The sequence below is a fragment of the Bradyrhizobium sp. AS23.2 genome (assembly GCF_001908185.1).
GTDB lineage: Bacteria > Pseudomonadota > Alphaproteobacteria > Rhizobiales > Xanthobacteraceae > Bradyrhizobium.
The window spans coordinates 1-20540 of the sequence record NZ_LGHM01000066.1 but is presented as its reverse complement, the minus strand read 5'-3'; the positions used below and the strand labels follow the sequence as shown (position 1 = coordinate 20540).

The window sequence follows — 20540 nt, the reverse complement described above, 5'->3', positions numbered from 1 at the left end:
AGGTGTCACCACTTCAATTCGCGCATCAGCGCCTTCGGCGGGTGGCCGAACAATTCCATCACCGATGTCGGGTCGAGCTGGTCGAGCCCCTCGAACTCCTCGGAATGGATGCCGCGGGTGACGAACAGGCAGTCGATGCCGAATTCGCGCGCGCCGGTCAGGTCGGTGCGGACAGAATCGCCGATCGCGAGCACCTTCTTCCGGTCGATCTCGTGGCCCTGGCGTTCGCCGGCTAGCGCCATTGCGCGCTCGTAGATCGGCCGGTGGGGCTTGCCGTAGAAGATCACCTCGCCGCCGAGCTCGCGATAGAGCTCGGCAATCGCGCCGGCGCAATAGATCAGCCGGTCGCCGCGTTCCACCACGATGTCGGGATTGGCGCAGACCAGCGTCAGCTTGCGCTCGCGCGCCTTTAGCATCATGCCGCGATAGTCTTCCGCCGTCTCGGTCTCGTCGTCATAGAGGCCTGTGCAGACGATATAGTCAGCCTCCTCCAGCGGCGTGGTCACCGCGTTGAGGCCGCGATAGATTGAATTGTCGCGCTCGGGGCCGAGCCAGAACATCTTGCGGCCGGGATGCTCGGCGACATAGAGCCGCGTCAGGTCTCCCGAGGAGACGATCGCGTCATAGGTCTCGTCGGCGACGCCGAGCTTGCGCAATTGCCGCTGCACGGAGTCGGCCGGGCGCGGCGCATTGGTGATCAGGATCACGGTACCGCCGCGGCTGCGATAGGTGTGCAGCGCCTCGCAGGCTTCGGGGAAGGATTCGAGGCCGTTATGGACCACGCCCCAGATGTCGCTGAGCACGACGTCAACGCCGGCCACGAGCTCGCGCAGGCTTTCGGCGAAATGCAGCGTGGTCATGATGCGTGCGGCCGATCAGATGCGACGCGCGAGCGCGGCGTTGCCGGTGGTGATGCGTTGCGCGGTGGGCGCTGCAGATGTCGCGCCTGGGCTTGGGGGAGCGGAGCCATTGGATCCCTGAATGTCCTGCGCCTGGTTCGGCGCGGCCCCGCCGGTAGCAGATGCCCCCTCCGGCCGCAATGGCCGGGGCGGTGCGAACAGAAACCCCTGGCCGAACCGCACGTCATAGTCGAGCAGGTCGATTACGGCGCGCTCGCCCTCGATCCGCTCGGCGACCAGGTCGATGCCGAAGCGGCCGAGCAGGTCCGACAGGTCGGACGGGTGGATGTCGGAGGCCGACGCCTGCTTCGGATCGAGCAGCAGGGTGGCCGGCACCTTGATGAAGCGAACGCCGCGGTCGGCGAGCTCACGCGGCTCGATGCGCAGGTCGGTGACATGGTCGATCGAGAAGCGGAAGCCGCGCTGGGCGAGCGCTGCGAGATTCTCGGTCTCGGCCGGGCCGAGATTGCGGAAAGTCGACTGCTTGAACTCCAGCACCAGCGAGGGCGCCAGCGCCCGGTTGGCTTCGAGGAAATCGAGACACTGCGCGAAGGTGGTGGAATTGCCGAGCGTGGAGGCCGCGACGTTGCAGAACACGCCGACATCCTTGTTGCGCACCATCAGGCGGCGCAGCACCTGCACACAGCGCAGCATCACCATGTTGTCGATGCGCCCGATCAGACCCGAGGCTTCGGCGATGCCAATGAATTCTTCGGCGGCGATGAGCTGGTCGCGCTCGTCGCGCACCCGCGTCACCGCCTCGTAGAATCGCACTTTGCGCTGCGGCAGCGTCACCATCGGCTGCAGGAAGATGTCGATGCGATTCTCGTCGATCGCGCCGCGCAGCGTCGCCAGCAACTGGGTCTGGTTGCGTCCGTTGGCGGTCTGGGCCTGGACCGGCGGTGCGGGCCGCGGCTGCGATGCGGGACGCGGCGGCGCCGCGGGACGTGGGGGCAGCGCTACCGGCCGCTCCGCGATCGTCTCGATCAGGTCGAGCGGCGTCACCGGCTCCGGCTTCCCGACCAGGCTTGTGGCTGGCGCCGGCGTGGCGTCGGCCAGCAGGTCTTCATGGGCCGATACGGTGGCGGCGAGCTGCTTCACCAGCCCACCCAGTTCGTTGATCTCGCCGACCACTGACTGGATGCGGTCGGAATTGGTCGAATTGGACGAGGCGATGCGCCCCTCGATCGCGGCGAGCCGGCGGCCGAACTCGGCCACCTGGCGGGCGAGGTCGGCGGTGCCGCGGGACAGGTCGGCGATCTGACCGCCGACGTCGCTGCGGTCGCGCAGCCGCATCGACACGGCGTTGTAGAGAATCAGGAAGGTCAGCGCGGTCAGCGCCACGATCGCGGATTCGGTTCCGCTGATGCCGGCGACCGAGTAGAGCATAAGCCCGAGCGAGGCCGCGAGCAGAACCATGCAGATGGCGATGAAGATCGTCGAAATGCGAATCATGCCGCGCGTTACGCCTCAAGAGCTGACTGCCTCACCCGGGAAAACGCGGGGCGCCGTCCGAACCCCGTCACGCCTCATGCTTCCCCAAGCGGCATGACCTTAACATCATTGTTGATTCGAGGGGATAGCGGCCTTTTTCGTGGCTCAAGTCAGGCCGGCCCGGCGAAAGCCTTCGAGGTAGTGCTCGCGGTCGGGAGCGAGCTTGATCGGCATGAACTCGGCGATCCAGGCCAGGGAGACATTCGGCTGGGCGCGGCGCAGTTCCTCCAACGCGACGCGGGCGATCTCGGATTGCCCGGCCATGCCGGCGGCTGCGGTCAGCACCCGGTGCCCGCCGACGAAGTCGCTGCGCTGGCGCAAGGACTCCTGGGCAAGCCGGATGGCTTCCTCGTAGTCGCGGCCGAGGAAGCGGGCAAAGGCCGCAATGCCGAAATAGACCGGCGCGTAAGGGTCGCGCGGGCTGAGGCGGATCGCCCGCCGCGCGGCCTCGTCGGCGTCCTGCCAGCGGCCGCAATAGCCGAGCGTCAGCCCATAATAGCCCTGTGCAAGCGCAAAGTTCGGATTGAGCCGCAACGCGGTCTCGAACTCGGCCAGCGAATCCTCGAAACGCCGCGCGAACAGGTAGACGTGGCCGAGTGCATTATGCGCCCAGGCATCCTCGTCGTCGGCGCGGATCGCGGCACGCGCGGCGCGCTCGGCGGCGGATATTGCGGCGGCCATCTCCATCCAGCCCATATGCGCGGTGAACATGTAGCTGGTGCCGAGCAACCCGAGGGCCTTGCCGTAGTTCGGGTCGAGCGCGATGGCTTTTTCGAGCAGGGCTTGCGCCACGACGTGATCCTGCCGCGTCACGCGCCAGTAATGGGAGAGGGCGCGCATCAGGAGGTCCCAGGCGTCCATGCTGTCGGGCGGCTTGCGCTGGGCGCGAAAGCTTTCGGCGGCGTAGAGCTGCGGTTCGATTGCGGCGACGATCGCTTCGGTGATCTCGTCCTGTACGGCGAAGACGTCGGCGAGCTCGCGGTCGTAGCGTTCGGCCCAGAGATGGCTGCCGGTGGCGACGTCGTTGAGCTGCGCAGTGATGCGGACGCGGTCGCCGCCCTTGCGGACGCTGCCTTCGACGACGTAGCGCACGCCGAGTTCTTCGGCGATCTGGCGCAGGTGAACCGTGCGGCCCTTGTAGATGAAGGAGGAGTTGCGCGCGATGACGAAGAACCAGCGCAGCTTCGACAGCGCGGTGATGATGTCCTCGCTGATGCCGTCGGAGAAATAGTCCTGCTCGGCCTCGCCGCTCATGTTTGTGAAGGGCAGGACGGCGATCGCGGGACGATCGGGCAGCGGCAATCCCGCCGATGGCGGGGCAGGCGGCTTGCCCGCCGCGGCCGGCTTCGCCGCGGCGGAGAGTTCGGTCACCTCGCCGACGAACCGCACGCCCTTGCGCGCGATGGTGCGGATCAGCCGCTGCTCCTCGCCATTGTCGTTGACCGCCCGGCGCGCCGCGTTGATCCGGCTCGTCAGCGTCGATTCCGAGACGACGCGGCCGTTCCAGATCGCATCGAGCAGATTGTCCCGTGTCACCACGCGCTCGCGGTTGCAGACGAGATAGGTCAGCAGATCGAACACCTGGGGCTCGAGCGCGACGAGCGTGTCCGCACGCCGCAATTCGCGGCGCTCGGGGTCGAGCAAGAAGTCCTCAAACCGAAACGTCACACTGCCCTCTCGGCTCACGCTCGGAAATCAAGGTCCTCTCAGCGTAAAATAACGCCGGCCTCAAGGCCAGCGAACCGTATGCGCCCTATCGTCCCCGCGTTTTCAACCGCAGGAGATTGCCATGTCGACATCCGCAGCGCTCAAGCCAGCCGGAGCCCAACCCGATCTCGCCGCCGTCAAGCAGCGCCAGCACGGCGCCTGGTCGTCCGGCGACTATGCCATCGTCGGCACCACCTTGCAGATCGTCGGCGAACAGCTCTGTGAGGCACTGGACCTTCGCGCCGGCAGCAAGGTCCTGGACGTTGCCGCCGGCAACGGCAACGCGACGCTGGCCGCGGCACGGCGCTGGTGTGACGTCACATCCACTGACTATGTACCGGCACTGCTCAAGCGCGGACGCGAGCGCGCGGCAGCCGAGCATCTGATGATCGAATTCCGCGAGGCGGATGCCGAAGCGTTGCCGTTTGCCGATGCGAGCTACGACGTCGTGCTCTCGACCTTCGGCGTGATGTTCACGCCGGACCAGGACAAGGCGGCTTCCGAGCTCGCGCGCGTCTGCAGATCCGGCGGCAAGATCGGCCTCGCCAACTGGACGCCGCAAGGCTTCATCGGCCAGCTCTTCAAGATCATCGGCAAGCATGTCGCCCCGCCCGCGGGCGTGAAGTCGCCCGCGCTGTGGGGCACGCCGGCACGGCTTCAGGAGATGTTCGGCAGCCAGGCTTCGGAGATCGCCGCCGAGCCGCGGATGTTCGTGTTCCGCTATCGCTCGCCGGACCACTGGCTCGATGTCTTCAAGTCGTTTTACGGGCCGATGCTGAAAGCCTTCGCTGCGCTCGACGAGACCGGCCAGGCCGCGCTGCGGCGCGACCTCATGACGCTGCTCGGCGAGTTCAACCATGCCGACGACGGCACGGTCGTCGTGCACAGCGAGTACCTGGAGGCGGTGATCAGCAAGCGCTGACGCGCGGTCGAGGCGTGATCAGGCCGAGGCTCGGCCTGATCATCGTCATCAGGACGGCGCGGCGGCGCCGACCGTGTCGGCCGAGACGGCCTCGCGGCTGCCGAGAGGCTAGGGCTGCCCGGTGGTCGTGTCGCGCAGCGTCTGCCGCTCGATCTCCGAGTTCAGCTCGGCCCCGAACATGATCACGATCACCGACATCCACATCCATGTCATCAGGCCGATCGCGGCGCCGAGCGAGCCGTAGGTCGCGCTGTAATTGGCGAATGCCGAGAGATACCAGGACAGCAGCGCCGAGCCGGCGATCCAGAGGATGGCTGCCGTCACCGCGCCGATGCTCAGCCATTGCCAACGCGGCGCGTCGCGGCTCGGCGCGAAGCGGTAGAGGATGGCGAGCGCCGCCAGCAGGATGACGAGCAGCAGCGGCCATCGCGCCAGCGCGACGATCAGCTTGCTCTCGGGCGCGATGCCGAGATGATCGAGCGCGAGCGGGAAGGCGACCACGGCGGCGACCATCAGCAGCAGCGCCGCGATGCCGGCGACCGTGAAGGCCAGCGACACCAGGTTCAGCTTGATGAAGCCGCGCTTCTCGCGCTCCTCATAGGCGACGTTGAGGGCGTCGATGATGGATTTGACGCCGGCATTGGCGCTCCAGACCGCGAGCGCGAGGCCGAACAGGAAGGTGGCGCCGAGCGCGGTGTTGCCTTTCGAGACCACGCGCGCGACCTGGTCCGCGACGATCTGGAATGTGCCCGCCGGCAGCATCATCGCGAGCGTCTGCAGATTGTTGCTGATGGTCGAGGGATCGGCGAACAGTCCGTAGGACGAGACGAGCGCGGTCACGGCGGGAAAGATCGCGAGCAGCCCGAAGAACACGACGCCGCCCGCGGTTGCGAGCAGGCGATCGTCGTCGATGCGCTGATAGGTGCGCCAGAAGATATCCTTCCAGCCCGCCCAGGGGATCGCGAACGGGCTCCTCGAGCGGCGGCCATGGCCGGGCTGCGTCGCCGCACGCGCGACGCTCGTTTCTGGCGGATTTCCTTCGCGGTTGCGGCGGTTTCGCAGGGAGCCGGATCCAATGAGGCCAGACTCCTGCAAATAGCGCTCCGCAGTCAGCACGAAAACGGCCGTCGCGGCGACCAGCAGCCAGTTGTCGAGCTGCTCCGAGCGCCGCACGCGCATTTCAAGCGTCCAATCCGTGACTGTGGCGCCTGCGGCGCGCCGCCGCGACACCCAGCAGCCCGATTGCCGCGAGCATCAGACCGAGTTGCACGGGGCGGTTGGCACGAGCCGGCCGGGCCTTGCCGTCATGGCCACGTTCGCCGGGTGCGAGTGGCACCAGCGGAATCGTCGTCGCGACCTCCTTCACGGCCTCCTTGATCGTTCCGCGCGGGATGCGCGGGCTGGCGATCGCCACGCGCATTCGGCTGGCAAACGGGACGATCGGCTTGGTCCGACGCTTCATCTGAGCCATAGCCACTCCGGCGCAGGCTGCGGCCAGCACGAGGAGCACGGCCGCGACGGCACCGAAGCCCCAGAATTGCCCGTAGGTGATTGCAACCCAGCGATACAGGGCGATCAAACCGACGAAGAAGGCCGCGATCAGGAACAGCCCCGCCACCGCGAACAGTCCCGCCGCGACCGCGTAGGACGTGGCGCGTCTGGTGGCCTGGCCGGTGCGGTCACGCAAGTAAGACCGGGCGGCGCGCTTGAGATGGTTGAGTTTCAGCGCCACGCCAGCGCGCAGCAATTCGCCCGATGGCGCGAGCATGCGGACATCCTCCGAAAGCGAGACGTTTGCCGGGGGATGAACGTGGCGGAATTTGACTTGTTCCGCCGGAGCGCAGTTGCCGTGACGGATCAGCCGAGATCAGCGGCCGCGATCCAGAACACCTCGCCCTCGGACTCCTCGGTGTCCAGCCAGAGCAGCGGCAGTTCCGGAAAAGCCTCGTCGACCAGTTCGCGGCCGCGGCCGATCTCGCAGAGCAGGCCGCCATCCGGCGTCAGGTGATCGGGCGCATCGCGCAGGATCCGGCGAACCACGTCGAGACCGTCGGCACCGCCATCGAAGGCGAGTTTCGGCTCGGCCCGGCATTCCGGCGGCAGTGCAGCCATGCCGTTCGCATCGACGTAAGGCGGGTTCGTGATGATCAGGTCGTATTTGTTGTTGCCGAGCGGGGCGAACAGGTCGCCACGGTGGAGCGTGATCCGCTCATCCAGCCCGTGCTCGCCGACATTGCGCGCGGCGACTTCGAGCGCGCCCTTGGAGATGTCGACGGCATCGACCGCGGCGTTCGGGAAATGATGCGCGGCGAGGATCGCGAGACATCCCGATCCCGTGCAGAGGTCGAGCACGCTTTCCACGGCCGTGGGGTCATCGATCAGCGAGCCGACCTCGCCGTCACCGCCGAAATGCGAATCCAGGAGCTCGCCGATGAAGGAGCGCGGAACGATGACGCGCTCGTCGACATAGAAGGGCAGGCCGCGCATGTAGATCTTGTTGACGAGATAGGCGGCCGGTTTGCGCGTGGTGACGCGCTTCTGGATGAGATCGAGGATGGTCTTGCTTTCCGCCGCCGTGACGCGCGTGTTGGCAAAAACCTCGAACTGCTCGGGATGCAGATGCAGGGTTTCGCAGACCAGGAAGACGGCTTCGGCGACCGGATCGGTCGTGCCATGGGCAAAGGCGAGCTTGGCTTCGACGAAGCGGCTGACCGCATAGCGGACGAAATCGATCAGCGTGAGAAGCTCGCCGCGCCCGACTTTCGCGAGCTTCGGTGTGGCGCGGCCGCGCGCGGTCTTTTTGGATGTTCTTGCCATCAGGATCGGGTCCAGCGTGCGGCGGCCTCGTCGTCACGGGCGTGGGCTTCGACCCAGCCGGTGCCGGTGGCGCTCTCTTCCTTCTTCCAGAACGGCGCGTTGGTCTTGAGATAATCCATCAGGAACTCGGCCGCCTGGAATGCTGCCTGGCGATGCTGCGAGGCGGTGAGTACCAGCACGATGTTCTGGCCGGGCATGAACCGGCCAACCCGATGGATGACGGTGACGCCGTCGAGCGGCCAGCGCGACACCGCCTCGTCGGCGTGGCCCCTGATCTCTTCTTCCGCCATGCCTGGATAATGTTCGAGCGTGAGCGCCGATATCTTCGCGCTGTCTTCGTCGCCGCGGCAGATGCCGGAAAAGCTCACGACGGCGCCGATGTCGGTGCGGCCCTGCGTCAGGACGGCGATCTCGCGCGCGATGTCGAAATCGTCTTGCTGGATACGGATGGTGACGGGGCAGGTCATGGTCTAGCCGCCGGTCATCGGCGGGAAGAACGCGATCTCGCGGGCGCCCGCGATGGCGGCGTCCGACTTGACGTGGGCATGGTCGATCGCGGCGCGGATCACCTTGGGCTTCTCGAACGCGTGGGCATAGGCCTCGCTCCGGCCGGACAGCCAGGCGATCAGCTCCTCGACGGTGCGCACTGTGGACGGCGGCTCGATCGTCTCCTCGGCCTTGCCGACGCGCTCGCGCACCCAGGCGAAGTACTTCACCTTCATTCCTCATCCTCCTTGATGAGGTGATGGATACCGGCGCGGAAATAATCGTAGCCGGTGTACATGGTCAGGATCGCCGAGGCCCAAAGCAGGAGGAGGCCAATCTGGGTCACGACCGGCACGACCTGGTCGCCGGCCTCGCCCGCAAGCAGGAAGCCGATCGCAACGAGCTGGACCGTGGTTTTCCACTTGGCGAGCTTGGTCACGGGCACGCTGACGCGGAGCGCGGCGAGATATTCGCGCAGTCCCGAGACCAGGATCTCGCGGCACAGGATCACGATGGCAGCCCACAGCGACCAGCCATGGATGATGCCGTCGGCGGCCAGCATCAGGAGGCAGGAGGCGACCAGCAGCTTGTCGGCGATGGGATCGAGCATCCGCCCGAACGCTGATTGCTGATTCCAGATCCGCGCGTAATAGCCGTCGAGGTAATCGGTCACCCCGGCGCCGATGAAGATGGCCACCGCCACCCAGCGCAGCCACAGCGGGCCGTCCATGATCGACTGTGCGTAGATGCACCCGACCACAACCGGGATCGCGGCGATCCGGCCATAGGTCAGGATGTTGGGGAGGGACATCGCGCGGCTGTTCGTCCCTCGTGTCGTGGCGATGTTCATCCGTCCTACCAATACCGCTGGTGCCCTCAGGTCAACCGTCCCTCCCACATGGGGTGCGGGATGCGACGACCATATGACTCCATCCCCTTTAGTTCATCCCGGCTGGGGATGGAAATACTCGAAAATCCTGCGGGCGCTTTCGGCGCTCACCCCCGGAACCTTGCCGAGATCGGCGATCGAGGCCCGTTCGATCTCCTTCAGGGTTCCGAAATGATGCAGCAAGGCACGTTTGCGTGACGGGCCGATGCCCGGAATCTCCTGCAAACCGGCCTCGCGGATGTCCTTTTTGCGCAGCTTGCGATGCGAGCCGATGACGAAGCGGTGGGCCTCGTCCCGCAGCCGCTGGATGAAATAGAGCACGGGATCGCGCGGCTCCAGCTTGATCGCCTCGCGCTCCGGCATGAACAGGGTCTCGCGGCCGGCATCCCGGTCCGGCCCCTTGGCGACCGACATCAGCGACACCTGGGTCAGGCCGAGATTTGCAAAGATCTCCCGGACGGCATTGAGCTGGCCACGGCCGCCGTCGATGATCACGAGGTCGGGCCATTGCGGGAAGTCGTCGTCCCTGGCCTTGGCCGCATTATCCTCGGGCGGGTTGATGAGGCGCTTGAAGCGGCGCTCGAGCACCTCGCGCATCATGGCGTAGTCGTCGCCCGGCGTGAGCCCTTCCGACTTGATGTTGAACTTGCGGTACTGGTTCTTCACGAAGCCGTCCGGGCCGGCGACGATCATGGCGCCGACCGCATTGGTGCCCTGGATGTGGCTGTTGTCGTAGACCTCGATGCGCTTGGGCGAATGGGGCAGGCTCAGCGTCGCGGCCATGGCGTCGAGCAGGCGGCTCTGCGTCGCGGTATCCGCCAGCTTGCGGCCCAGCGCCTCGCGCGCATTGGTCAGCGCGTGGGCGACGAGCTCCTTCTTCTCGCCGCGCTTGGGCGCCGTGACCTCGACCTTGTGGCCGGCCTTGATCGACAGCGCATTGGCGAGCAGCTCGCTCTCCTCGATCTCGTGCGACAGCAGGATGTTCTTCGGCGGCGGCTTGTCGTCGTAGAACTGGGCAAGGAAGGAGCCGAGCACCTCCTCCGGTGTGAAGGTCTTCTCTGCACGCGGGAAATAGGCGCGGTTGCCCCAGTTCTGTCCGGTGCGGAAGAAGAACACTTCGACGCAGGAGAAACCGCCCTCCTGGTGGATGGCGAACACGTCGGCTTCCTCCACCGTGCGCGGATTGATGCCCTGCTGCGACTGGATCGCCGACAGTGCGGCGAGGCGGTCGCGGTACAGCGCTGCGCGCTCGAATTCGAGTTCGCCGGACGCTTTCTCCATCTCGCCGGCAAGCTCCTGCTTCACCGCATGGCTCTTGCCTGAGAGGAAGTCGGTCGCCTCGCGCACCAGGGTCGTATAGCCGGGGAAATCGATCTCGTGGGTGCAGGGACCGGCGCAGCGGCGGATCTGGTAGAGCAGGCAGGGTCGCGTGCGGCTCTCGAAAAAGGAATCGGTGCAGGAGCGGATCAGGAACGCGCGCTGCAAGGCGGTGATGGTGCGGTTGACGGCACCGGCGGAAGCGAACGGGCCGAAATAGCGCCCGGGGCGGGTCTGCGCGCCGCGGTGCTTCAGAATCTGCGGCGCCCAATGGTCGCCGGTGATCAGGATGTAGGGAAACGACTTGTCGTCGCGAAGCTGCACGTTGAAGCGCGGCCGAAGCTGCTTGATGAGGTTGGCTTCCAGCAGCAGTGCTTCGGTCTCGGTATTGGTCGAGACGATTTCCACGGTGGCCGTGGCGGCGATCATGCGCAGGATGCGCGCCGGCAGCGGTGCGTTCTGGCGCGCATAGTTGGACAGGCGCTTTTTGACGTTCTTGGCCTTGCCGACATAGAGCACGTCGGCGTTGGCATTGAGCATCCGATAGACGCCGGGCGAGGTGGGGGGCGAGGCGGACCGCGCGCTCGATCGCCTCGTGGCCCGTGGCCAGCGGCTCTTCGCCGACCGCGCCGCTCTCCTCCAGGATATCCGGCAGCCGCCCATCGTCCTCGTCGTCCCCGCCGGCGGTGGCGGGATCGAGGTCCGGCGGCGTCAGCCCCTCGGGCGGAGCGTCCGTCGCCGTGCCGCGCCGGGATTTGCGCGCGCGTGCGTCGTCCGGATTGTCGGTGGAATCGTGAACCATGGAGCGAATTTAGGCGCTGGGGGGGCCGATTTGAAGTTGCGGTCATGCCGCACGCACAGGATGGCGCGCGCAGTTCCCGGTAACGTTTCCTTAAGTCTGTTAACAGCGCGGTAACCGGACTTAACAGCCCTTTAACTTAAAACTCTCGATAAATCCGACGCGAAAAGTTCTTAGTTCCGCAACCATGCGGTTTTGCCTCGCGCGGCGGCGCAGGCATTGCGCGGGGGGTGCGGCAGTTGCGTTGGAGTGTGTGATGAAGTTCGTTGTGGGCGCAGCCGCGTTGGTTGCCGCCGGCTGGACAGCTTCGGCAGGGGCCGCCGATCTCAGTTACGGGCAGCGTGCGCCCTATACCGTCAACCAGCCATTGAACGCCTATAGCTGGGCCGGTCCCTATCTGGGCGGCAACATAGGCTATGAATGGGGCTCGGTGGACAACAATCCCTCAAAGCCGTCCGGCTTCGTCGGCGGCATTCAGGCGGGCTACAATTTCCAGAACGGCCCGTGGGTATTCGGCGTCGAGGGCGACATCCAGGCCGCCGGTGCCGACGACACCTTCGCGCCGTGGAAGTTCTCCAATCCGTGGTTCGGCACCCTGCGCGGCCGCGCCGGCTACGCCTTCAGCAACGTGCTGTTCTACGGCACCGCCGGCCTCGCCTTCGGCGAGCTGCGCGCGCAGACCTTTGGCTGGACGGAGTCGCACACCACTGCCGGCTGGACCATCGGTGCCGGTGCGGAAGTCGGCCTCGCGCCGAACTGGAGCGCCAAGCTCGAATATCTCTACATCGACCTGTCGACGAGTCAGTTCGCAATCACAGGCGTGTCAAACGGCTATACCGCCAGCGTTGTGCGCGCAGGCGTGAACTATCACTTTTGATAGCCAAGAAAAAAATACCGGACCACAGCCTCCCGGCCGCTCGCGGCCGGGAATTTTTTTGCGTCAGGTGTTTCGCGTCAGGCTCGCTGGAGCCCTTTCCGTTCCGATGGAATTCGGAACGGAGCTCCAGATTCTTACTCTGACGCGTCTTCTTGACGCGAACCGGTATCCACTTCGCTCGAAATGCTCTGCTCGAAACGCTCTAGGAGAGTATGACTAAATTGACCGCCTTAGGTCCCTTCCCCTTCTTGTCCGGCTCGACTTCGAACGTGATACGCTGTCCTTCGGCAAGGTCCTTCAATCCCGCCCGCTCAACAGCGGTGATGTGAACAAAGACATCGCGACCGCCGTCGTCCGGCTTGATGAAGCCGTAGCCGCGCTCGCCGTTAAAGAACTTGACCGTTCCCGTCATGGCCATCGGGAAAACTCCCCCTCATTGCTCCTCCGTCGCGACGCAGACTCACGTCACGACATGACCGGGCCCTACGAAGCCCGGGAGCTGGCCATCCTTGCGCGAACTTTTCAGTCCGGTTGGATCTTTTTAGGCCTTCACTCCGCCGCAACCATTCGCGGAAGCGGAACGTAAAGCCAGTCACGGAAACAGCATAATACGGTTCTTTGCAGATTGACTACCGCTCCTGCATATTTTTCCCAAAGATGACCGGGCGTTACGGCCTCGGCACCTCTAATCGGAATCTGGCAGCGCCGCCTTGGCCGAGCGGCATTTCCAGCTCGGGCAGGATCGTCTTGAGCTCGCCATGCAGCGTGTACGGCGGATTGACGATCAGCAGCCCGGTGGAGGTGAGGGCCGCGCCGTCAAGCTGCGGCGCGACACTGAATTCGAGGCGCAGGCATTTTCCCGGCGGTTTTGCTCCGGCAGCGAGCCGCGCCACCAGTTGCGCCAGCGTGTCGGTGGCGCGACGGTTCTTGGCCGGATACCAGATTACATAGATACCGGTCGGCCATTTCGCGAAGGCTGTCGAGAACGCCTCGCCCAACCGCTCGAACTCGTCCTTCGCCTCGAAGGGCGGATCGATCAGCACCAGTCCGCGCCGTTCCTTCGGCGGCACGAAAGCGGGCAGCGCCATCCAGCCGTCGAGATCGACCACACGGGCCTGTTCGTCGCGGCGGAGCACGTCGATCAGCGCCTTGCGCGCCTTCGGCTCAGGCTCGCAGGCAACGAGCCGGTCCTGCGGTCTGAGCAGGCCGCGTGCGATCAGCGGTGAGCCCGGATAGGCCTTGAGCTCACCCTTCGGGTTGAAGGCGCGGACGATGTCCAGATAGGGTTTTGTCAGTATCACTGTCTCATTCGACAGGCGCGCCTGCATCAGCCGTGCGATGCCCGTCAGCCATTCGCCGCTGCGGCGCGCCTCGTCGCTTTCGAGATCATAGAGGCCGGCGCCGGCGTGGGTGTCGATGACGCGGAACGCCCCCGGCTTGTCCTGCAGGTAGGTGATGATGCGCGCGAGCACGATGTGCTTGATGACATCGGCGAAGTTGCCGGCGTGGAAGGCGTGGCGGTAGTTCATGACGAAGAGTTACGACATCGCGCGATGAAAGTAACTGCCATCATTCCAGGGCGATGCGGAGCATCGAACCCGGAATCCATTTCGCCCCCGGCAATGTGGATAGATGGATTCCGGGTTCGTGCTTCCGCCTTCGCTCTTTGAGCTTCGGCGGACAAGTCGCGCGCCCCGGAATGACGAACTGAGGACCTCGGACTAGCCACCCCGGATCGGCGGCATCGTCACCTGGTCGCGGCGGCAGGCGCGGCGGTCGAGCTCCTCGCAAGCGCGGAATTGCAGGTCCTTGCTGAGGCAGATGCGGACCTCGGAGAGTCGCGTCCGGTTGCACGTAACCGAGATGGCGGCAGTGCTCAGCCCCGGATTGGCCTTGACGAAGGCTTCCTCGACCTCGGCCGGCGCCACGGTCTTGGCCTGCGACAGATCGAGATATTCGGCCGGAATCTTCACCACTGCGCGAGCCTTGCGGATCGCCTCGAAATAATTGCGGCTGTCGAGGCCGGAGCAGGTGCCGTGCTTGTCCCACTCGTTGAAGATCAGGCCCGGCGCCGGCATCAAATCGAGCATCGAGGAGACGATGTTGCGGTTCAGCCGCGGCGCCGGCCGCTGGCAATATTCGGGAAAGCCGTCCTCATATTGCGGCCACAGCCCATGCACCACGAAAGAGTAGGGCCGTCCGCTGCACTGCATCTGCGAGCGCCCGCTGCCACGGCCACGTTCCGAGGCCTCCTCGCAGAACGAGGGCGACCACGACAGCGACAGCACATAGAAATCGAATTCGCCGGGCGCGTTCTGCCGCTTGTCCTGCGCCTTCGCACCGTCGGCCAGCGAGGCCAGCCCGGCGGCCAAGGTCAGCGAGATCATCAGGCGCGAGAACGAATGCAATCTAAAATTAAACATGACTACGCCCCTCAACCAGACTGTGCAACGAGCCTAGCAGGCAACAAGAACATTTCAAGAACAAAATTCGGGCGGCCGCCGTTCGGCCGCTTGATCGGTCCGAATCAGGGCTTCTCGAATTAAGGCCTCTCGAATTAAGGCCTGGCGGCGCGGCAGGCCGGATTGTAGGCCCAGTTGCGATCGAGGCCGACGACGCACCATTCGACGTTCTGGCCGTAACCGGCGAAGCCGCCATCCTCGATGATCGAGAAATGCACTTTGCGCATCTTGCCGTCATTGAGCATGGCATCGCCGGTGCAGTAGCGGCGCGGAATGTTGTCGGATTGCCAGGGCCGGAACGCAATCTCGTGAACGGCGGCGAAGCCCGTGATCTTCAACGAGGAATTCCAGAACGAGCTTTCCTTCTCCCAGAACTGGGTCGCGATCGTCGGCAGCGCCTTGTCGCAATCGGCGACGATGCCGTCATAGCGCGGTCCGCTCAGCCAGAAGTTCAACTCCAGCGGATTGGCGGCCTTGGCCTCGCCGAGCGACAGAGCCCCGAACATGAGGCCGAGCACGGCGGCAAAGCGGAGCGATTTCAGGGAGGTCGAGAGGGCGCGCATGGGCAATCCGAAGGTGCGGGTCTGCGAAGGTGGGACGGTGCCGCGAAGGCCGGAGGAGGTCAAGTGCAGCGCGGCAACACTTGCCGACGAGTTGAGCATAACGTCGCAGCCGGCGGGGCTTCTGTTCTTTTCACTTCCATCCCGGCACCGTAAACTGGCGCCAACCAACTGGAGTAACGGGAATGCGAATCATTGCGGCCGCGGGCTTTCTCGCCCTGGGTATGATGGCGAGCCAGTCGGCGCGCGCTGACATCCTTCCGGTGCCACCGTTCAAGGGCAACGACACTGGCGGCATCATCGCGTACTCGATGGCCGCCCAGGTCGATGCGCGTCAGGTCGCGGTCGATCACTGCGCGCAGTACGGCAAGGTGGTCAAATTCCTCGCAGTGCAGGCCTATGAGGGCGGCTACATCTCGTTCTCCTGCCGCTGGGTGCCCTATGGCGCCGCCGAGCGGCCGATCCGCACGCTCTACTGAGACGTTTTTTTCAACGGCCAGTCTATCAGCCGGGAGTCTCTCGCATGACGCGCAAACTTGCTTTGCTCGGCTCAGCCGTTTGCCTTGCATCGTCTGCTGGCGCGGCCTGCGCCGACGATCTGCCGGTACGCAAGGCCGGCCTGTGGGAATTGAAGATGGTCAGAACCGGCTCGTCCATGCCCGAGATGACTATGCAGCATTGCACCGACGAGACCGTCGACAAGGAGATGAACAACAACATCTCGCCGATGGCCAAGCAGATCTGCTCCAAGCAGGACGTCAAGAAGACCGCAACCGGCTATGTCAGCGATTCCGAGTGCAACGTCGCCGGCATCAGCACGACCTCGCATGCCGAGATCACCGGTGATTTCAACTCGGCCTATACGGTGAAGACCTCGTCGCATGCGCAGGGCGGCGTCGCCGGCGCCACGGGGCGCGATACCACCATGACTCTCGAGGCCAAGTGGTTGGGGGCCTGCAAGCCGGAGCAGAAGCCCGGCGACATCGTGATGCCCGGCGGCTTCAAGATGAACGTGCGCGACGTCGAGAAGCTGAAGAACCTGCTGCCGAAGTAGGTGAGAGAACGTAGCGCAACTGCTGCGCTCCCTCGCCCCGTTCTTACGGGGGGAGGGGGTGAGGGGCTCTATCCGCGAATCCGGTGAGAGCCGGACTCGTGGAGACTCCCCCTCACCCGAATTCGATCTGCGATCGAATTCGACCTCTCCCCGCAAGCGGGGCGAGGTGAAGGGACTACTGCTTTGAACCTTCCGCTTGCCCCCGGCGACCAATGACAAGCGCCCATAGCCGCTTACGGCCGGGCCCGGGGACTTTTCAGATGGAAAGCATTCGGCCCGACAACACGGACCCGATTCCGCTGCGGCCCGCGCCGAACCAGTTCGGCACGATCATGCTGCGCTTTGTCGGATTGCTGGCCGTTGCGATCGCGGTGCTGGCGTTCGTCTACAGCCGCTGAAGCGGGCCGGATCCCGGCCCGGAAAAGTTAACGAGGCCTTAACGGCTCGCGTCGACCACCGAGGCTTCCAGGGTGTAGGCGCCATCGGCATAGCCCTTCACCACCATGCCGGCGACCAACATCACTGCCAGCGTCGCGGTCGCGAAAATAAATCCGACCAGCTTGAGTGCGCCGCGATCTGCCATGGTTCTCGTTCCCCTGTACTCTGCCCAATTCGTTTCAAATAGACAGCGACAGGTTCATAATTGGTTAGCAACTCGATGGTTTCGCCGGCTGCATCGCGGGTAAACCATGTTGAGCAGGCTTATGGCAGGCACCCTGAATCGCGTCCATAGCGTGCGGGCAACACTCGCGCACTCATTTGGCCATTCATCCTGGAACTGATCTAACCAGCCTTCCGCATCGGCACGAAGGCGCTGGCGGTGATGGAGTAGACCTCCTCGCCGCGCTGGTTGGAGCCGGTGGTGCGGGCCGTCAGAATGCCCCAGCCGGGGCGTGAGGCGGAGGTGCGCTTGTCGATGACGGCATTGACGTAAGCGACAGTGTCGCCGGCGAGCACCGGCTTTATCCACCGCAGGTCGCGAAAGCCCGGCGACGGGCCCCATACAGCGACCTCCCCACCGCACGCCGCGGCTTCCCGCGCCAGGCGCTGGCCATCCGCGACAAGCAGGCTCATGCAGGCCGAGCCGACATGCCAGCCCGAAGCGGCGAGCCCGCCGAACAGCGAGTTCTTGCCTTCCTCCTCGTCGAGGTGAAAACGCTGTGGATCGAATTTCGCGGCGAACGTCTTGATGGACTCCGCCGTGAACGTGTAGGCGCCGATCTCGCGGCGATAGCCGATCTCGATCTCCTCGAAGAAACGCATCAGACCGCCCCCTCGCGCCGCTTGATCAGGACCGGCGAGGTCATCTCGCACAGCGCCTGCCCTGTCGCATTGCGCACGGTGCATTTGAACTTGACGATGCCCAGTTCCGGCCGGCTCTTCGAGGTGCGCGCCTCCACGACGTCGACGTCGAGCATGAGGTCGTCGCCGGGTCGGAGCGGCGACAGCCAGCGCACCTCGTCAACGCCGGGCGAGCCGAGCGAGGCGGCGCGGGTGATGAAGCCGTCCGCCATCATCCGCATCATCAGCGAGCAGAGGTGCCAGCCGGAGCCGGACAGGCCGCGCAGCATGCTTTTGCTGGCCGCCTCCTCGTCCAGATGCATCGGTTGCGGATCGAACTCGGCGGCGAAAGCCAGGATCTCGTCGCGGGTGACATGGCGCGGGCCGAACGTTCCGAACCGGCCGGGCGGGAAGTCTTCGAAGGTCAGGGTCATCTTGGGATTGCTAGCGGAAATGACAGATTGTGGCCGCACTTTGCAGCAATCTCAACCCGCCGGCCCGCATGGCTCGTGCTACATTCGACGCGGGTGTCTTGGCCTGAGTCGGATCAACCGAGGGTCGAGGCCCGATTTGCCCTGGGGAGAGCAATGTTTTCATTCAGCGACCTGTTTCAGTGGGACCGCTTCATCACGCCGACGATCATCAAGACCTTCTACTGGCTGGTGATCGCGCTGATCTGCCTGTTCGGCCTCTCCGGCATCTTCTCCGGTCTCGCGACGATGGCGATCAGTCCGTTCGGCGGCTTCCTGGTGCTGCTGTCGTCGATCGCGAGCGTCGTCGTCGGCGTCGTGTTCTCGCGCATCGCCGCGGAGCTGATCCTGATCGTCTTCCGTATCAACGAGCATCTCGGCGCGATCCGGGATCAGGGCGGCGGGATGAAGTAGCTCGTCATTCCGGGGCGCCTCGAAGAGGCGAACCCGGAATCCATCGGGCCTCAGAGCAAGCGGATAAATGGATTCCGGGCTCGCGCTTCGCGCGCCCCGGAATGACAATCTCAGCTTACGTATTGAACCGGAAGTGCATCACGTCGCCGTCGGCGACGACGTATTCCTTGCCTTCGAGGCGGAGCTTGCCGGCATCGCGGGCGCCGGCTTCGCCGCCCAGCGCAATATAGTCCTCATACGCAATCGTCTCGGCGCGGATGAAGCCTTTCTCGAAATCGGTGTGGATCACGCCGGCCGCTCCGGGCGCCTTTGTGCCGCGATAGATGGTCCAGGCGCGCGCTTCCTTCGGGCCCACCGTGAAATAGGTGATGAGGTCGAGCAGCGTGTAGCCGGCGCGGATCAGGCGGTCGAGGCCGGCTTCTTCGAGACCCAGCGTCTCCAGGAAGTCGGCGCGTTCTTCACGTGAAATGGTGGCGATCTCGGATTCGATCTTGGCGGAGATGACAACCGCGACGGCGCCTTCCTTGGCAGCCTGCTCCTGCACCGCCTTCGAGAACGAATTGCCTGTCGCGGCTGAACCTTCCTCGACGTTGCAGACATAGAGCACGGGCTTCGACGACAGCAGGCCGAGCATCCCGAAGGCGCGCTCCTCCTCGGCCTTGCGCTCGACGAGGCGGGCGGGCTTGCCCTCGCGCAGCAGCACCAAGGTGCGGTTGACGAGGTCGAGCTGCTCCTTGGCGTCCTTGTCGTTGCCCTTGGCCTTCTTGGTGAGATTGTCGACGCGCTTCTCGAGGCTGTCGAGGTCGGCGAGCATCAGCTCGGTCTCGATGGTCTCGATGTCGGCGAGCGGGGCGATCTTGCCTTCGACATGGGTGATGTCGGAGTCCTCGAAGCAGCGCACGACATGCGCGATGGCGTCGACCTCGCGGATGTTGGCCAGGAACTGGTTGCCGAGGCCCTCACCCTTGGAGGCGCCGCGCACCAGGCCCGCGATATCGACGAAGGTCAGCCGGGTCGGGATGATCTGCGCCGATTTGGAGATCGCCGAAAGCTTGTCGAGCCGCGGATCCGGCACGGCGACTTCGCCGACGTTCGGCTCGATCGTGCAGAACGGATAGTTCGCGGCTTGCGCCGCGGCCGTCTCGGTCAGCGCATTGAACAAGGTCGACTTGCCGACATTGGGCAACCCGACGATCCCGCATTTGAATCCCATTGTGTCCTCTATCCGTATTCGTCATGGCCGGGCTTGACCCGGCCATCCACGCTTTCTGTCTGCAGCGTCAAGAACGTGGATGCCCGGGACAGGCCCGGGCATGACGCAGAAGCTAATTCTGCTTCTCTCCGTTGTCGTCCTTGGTCAAAAATCCCTTCGCCTGCATGGCAAGATGTACCCTGTTGGCGAAGGTCGCGTCTGTCCCCTTGGCGAGCAGCGCGGCGTGCTCGGCAACCGCGTCGCAGAGCGTCGCCACCCATTCGTTGTCGGCCTTGGCGAAATCCGACAGCACGTGGCCGTGCACCATTTCCTTGATGCCGGGATGACCGATGCCGAGCCGAACCCGGCGGTAGTCGTTGCCTATATGCGCCGAGATCGAGCGCAGGCCGTTGTGTCCGGCGATGCCGCCGCCGATCTTGACCCGCACCTTGCCCGGCGGCAATTCGAGCTCGTCATGGAACACGGTGACGTCGCCCTGGGCGATCTTGAAGAAGCTCGCCGCGTCCTGAACGCTGCGGCCGGAGTCGTTCATGTAGGTCGTGGGCTTGAGCAGGATCACGCGCTCAGCGCCGAGCGTGCCCTCCGAGGTCTCGCCCTGAAAGCGACGGCGCCATGGCGAGAAACCATGACGCCGCGCAATCTCGTCGACGGCCATGAAGCCGATATTGTGCCGGTTACGTGCGTATTTCGCGCCGGGATTGCCGAGCCCAACAAAGAGTCGCATGACGCGGCGCGCCCCTTGCTCGGCGCGCGATCAAAGACCGCGCGCCAGCCTTGAGAGATTACTTCTTCTTGTCGCCGCCGGCGGGAGCCTTGGCAGCCGCCGCCGGAGCAGCAGCACCCGCAGCCGGAGCAGCCGCGCCGGCCGCCGGAGCAGCC

General features: G+C 64.9%; 24 protein-coding genes and 1 pseudogene. 6 read left to right on the top strand and 19 right to left on the bottom strand.

Going from position 1 to position 20540, the window contains the following annotated elements; all coding sequences use genetic code 11:
- Positions 1–5 precede the first annotated feature (5 nt).
- The 3 genes from AC630_RS15535 to AC630_RS15525 form a co-directional block, all read right to left on the bottom strand.
- Positions 6–860: a TIGR01459 family HAD-type hydrolase gene (locus tag AC630_RS15535; RefSeq protein WP_074119382.1), complete on the bottom strand. Its 855-nt coding sequence runs from the start codon at positions 858–860 to the stop codon at positions 6–8.
- 15 nt (positions 861–875) lie between these two features.
- A complete protein-coding gene (locus AC630_RS15530; protein WP_074119381.1) occupies positions 876–2354 on the bottom strand; it encodes an EAL domain-containing protein in 1479 nt (492 codons plus the stop codon).
- A 144-nt stretch (positions 2355–2498) separates the two neighbouring features.
- Positions 2499–4061 carry a winged helix-turn-helix domain-containing protein gene (locus tag AC630_RS15525; RefSeq protein WP_074119380.1) on the bottom strand — a complete coding sequence of 521 codons (1563 nt, stop codon included), beginning with the start codon at positions 4059–4061 and terminating at the stop codon, positions 2499–2501.
- Between the two features lie 121 nt (positions 4062–4182).
- Between AC630_RS15525 and AC630_RS15520 the strand changes: the two genes are divergently transcribed.
- The gene (locus tag AC630_RS15520) at positions 4183–5022 is read left to right on the top strand and encodes a class I SAM-dependent methyltransferase (protein WP_074119379.1); all 840 of its coding nucleotides are present in this window, start codon (positions 4183–4185) and stop codon (positions 5020–5022) included.
- Positions 5023–5130: 108 nt separating this feature from the next.
- Here the strand turns inward: AC630_RS15520 and AC630_RS15515 are convergent, their stop codons facing one another.
- The 7 genes and pseudogenes from AC630_RS15515 to uvrC all read right to left on the bottom strand — a co-directional run bounded on the left by AC630_RS15515 (position 5131) and on the right by uvrC (position 11333).
- Positions 5131–6201, bottom strand: a complete 1071-nt coding sequence (locus tag AC630_RS15515; RefSeq protein ID WP_074119378.1) for a YihY/virulence factor BrkB family protein — start codon at positions 6199–6201, stop codon at positions 5131–5133.
- A gap of 1 nt (position 6202) precedes the next feature.
- Positions 6203–6790 carry a phage holin family protein gene (locus tag AC630_RS15510; RefSeq protein ID WP_074119377.1) on the bottom strand — a complete coding sequence of 196 codons (588 nt, stop codon included), beginning with the start codon at positions 6788–6790 and terminating at the stop codon, positions 6203–6205.
- Positions 6791–6879: 89 nt separating this feature from the next.
- Complete coding sequence (gene prmB / locus AC630_RS15505; RefSeq protein WP_074119376.1) at positions 6880–7839, bottom strand: 50S ribosomal protein L3 N(5)-glutamine methyltransferase; 960 nt, start codon at positions 7837–7839, stop codon at positions 6880–6882.
- Positions 7839–8306, bottom strand: a complete 468-nt coding sequence (locus AC630_RS15500; RefSeq protein WP_074119375.1) for a molybdenum cofactor biosynthesis protein MoaE — start codon at positions 8304–8306, stop codon at positions 7839–7841. Before AC630_RS15500 ends, prmB begins: the two co-directional genes overlap by 1 nt.
- A gap of 3 nt (positions 8307–8309) precedes the next feature.
- Positions 8310–8561: a molybdopterin converting factor subunit 1 gene (gene moaD / locus AC630_RS15495; RefSeq protein ID WP_074119374.1), complete on the bottom strand. Its 252-nt coding sequence runs from the start codon at positions 8559–8561 to the stop codon at positions 8310–8312.
- Positions 8558–9175, bottom strand: a complete 618-nt coding sequence (gene pgsA, locus AC630_RS15490; RefSeq protein WP_074119373.1) for a CDP-diacylglycerol--glycerol-3-phosphate 3-phosphatidyltransferase — start codon at positions 9173–9175, stop codon at positions 8558–8560. The genes moaD and pgsA overlap by 4 nt, the downstream gene beginning before the upstream one ends.
- Positions 9176–9268: 93 nt before the next feature.
- Positions 9269–11333: pseudogene (gene uvrC / locus AC630_RS15485) on the bottom strand (excinuclease ABC subunit UvrC).
- Positions 11334–11583: 250 nt separating this feature from the next.
- Here uvrC and AC630_RS15480 point away from each other — a divergent pair.
- Positions 11584–12207 (top strand): outer membrane protein, encoded by a 624-nt coding sequence (locus tag AC630_RS15480; protein ID WP_074119372.1) that lies wholly within the window; start codon positions 11584–11586, stop codon positions 12205–12207.
- Between the two features lie 202 nt (positions 12208–12409).
- On the opposite strand, the gene AC630_RS15475 is transcribed toward AC630_RS15480, so the two are convergent.
- The 4 genes from AC630_RS15475 to AC630_RS15460 form a co-directional block, all read right to left on the bottom strand.
- Positions 12410–12625, bottom strand: a complete 216-nt coding sequence (locus AC630_RS15475; RefSeq protein WP_008544396.1) for a cold-shock protein — start codon at positions 12623–12625, stop codon at positions 12410–12412.
- 250 nt (positions 12626–12875) lie between these two features.
- Positions 12876–13736, bottom strand: a complete 861-nt coding sequence (locus tag AC630_RS15470; protein WP_074119371.1) for a 23S rRNA (adenine(2030)-N(6))-methyltransferase RlmJ — start codon at positions 13734–13736, stop codon at positions 12876–12878.
- Between the two features lie 192 nt (positions 13737–13928).
- Positions 13929–14630 (bottom strand): ribonuclease T2 family protein, encoded by a 702-nt coding sequence (locus AC630_RS15465; protein WP_074119370.1) that lies wholly within the window; start codon positions 14628–14630, stop codon positions 13929–13931.
- 134 nt (positions 14631–14764) lie between these two features.
- Positions 14765–15232 carry a hypothetical protein gene (locus AC630_RS15460; protein ID WP_074119369.1) on the bottom strand — a complete coding sequence of 156 codons (468 nt, stop codon included), beginning with the start codon at positions 15230–15232 and terminating at the stop codon, positions 14765–14767.
- A 182-nt stretch (positions 15233–15414) separates the two neighbouring features.
- On the opposite strand from AC630_RS15460, the gene AC630_RS15455 reads away from it, so the two are divergent.
- The 3 genes from AC630_RS15455 (at position 15415) to AC630_RS45440 (ending at position 16681) form a co-directional block, all read left to right on the top strand.
- Positions 15415–15708, top strand: a complete 294-nt coding sequence (locus AC630_RS15455; protein ID WP_074119368.1) for a hypothetical protein — start codon at positions 15415–15417, stop codon at positions 15706–15708.
- A gap of 44 nt (positions 15709–15752) precedes the next feature.
- Entirely contained in the window at positions 15753–16283 is a 531-nt protein-coding gene (locus AC630_RS15450) for a DUF3617 domain-containing protein (protein ID WP_074119367.1), read from the top strand.
- Positions 16284–16543: 260 nt separating this feature from the next.
- On the top strand, positions 16544–16681 hold the full coding sequence (locus tag AC630_RS45440) for a hypothetical protein (protein WP_014492018.1): 138 nt from the start codon (positions 16544–16546) through the stop codon (positions 16679–16681).
- A 38-nt stretch (positions 16682–16719) separates the two neighbouring features.
- Here the strand turns inward: AC630_RS45440 and AC630_RS45435 are convergent, their stop codons facing one another.
- The 3 genes from AC630_RS45435 to AC630_RS15440 form a co-directional block, all read right to left on the bottom strand.
- A complete protein-coding gene (locus AC630_RS45435; protein ID WP_167561217.1) occupies positions 16720–16866 on the bottom strand; it encodes a hypothetical protein in 147 nt (48 codons plus the stop codon).
- 200 nt (positions 16867–17066) lie between these two features.
- Positions 17067–17546, bottom strand: a complete 480-nt coding sequence (locus tag AC630_RS15445; protein WP_074119366.1) for a MaoC family dehydratase — start codon at positions 17544–17546, stop codon at positions 17067–17069.
- The gene (locus AC630_RS15440) at positions 17546–17998 is read right to left on the bottom strand and encodes a MaoC family dehydratase (RefSeq protein ID WP_074119365.1); all 453 of its coding nucleotides are present in this window, start codon (positions 17996–17998) and stop codon (positions 17546–17548) included. The genes AC630_RS15445 and AC630_RS15440 overlap by 1 nt, the downstream gene beginning before the upstream one ends.
- A gap of 153 nt (positions 17999–18151) precedes the next feature.
- Between AC630_RS15440 and AC630_RS15435 the strand changes: the two genes are divergently transcribed.
- Positions 18152–18448 carry a DUF4282 domain-containing protein gene (locus AC630_RS15435; RefSeq protein ID WP_074119364.1) on the top strand — a complete coding sequence of 99 codons (297 nt, stop codon included), beginning with the start codon at positions 18152–18154 and terminating at the stop codon, positions 18446–18448.
- 115 nt (positions 18449–18563) lie between these two features.
- Here AC630_RS15435 and ychF read toward each other — a convergent pair whose 3' ends face one another.
- Positions 18564–19661 carry a redox-regulated ATPase YchF gene (ychF, locus tag AC630_RS15430; RefSeq protein WP_074119363.1) on the bottom strand — a complete coding sequence of 366 codons (1098 nt, stop codon included), beginning with the start codon at positions 19659–19661 and terminating at the stop codon, positions 18564–18566.
- Positions 19662–19773: 112 nt separating this feature from the next.
- Positions 19774–20385, bottom strand: coding sequence for an aminoacyl-tRNA hydrolase (gene pth, locus AC630_RS15425; protein WP_074119362.1), 612 nt, complete (start codon positions 20383–20385; stop codon positions 19774–19776).
- Between the last annotated feature and the right edge of the window lie 155 nt (positions 20386–20540).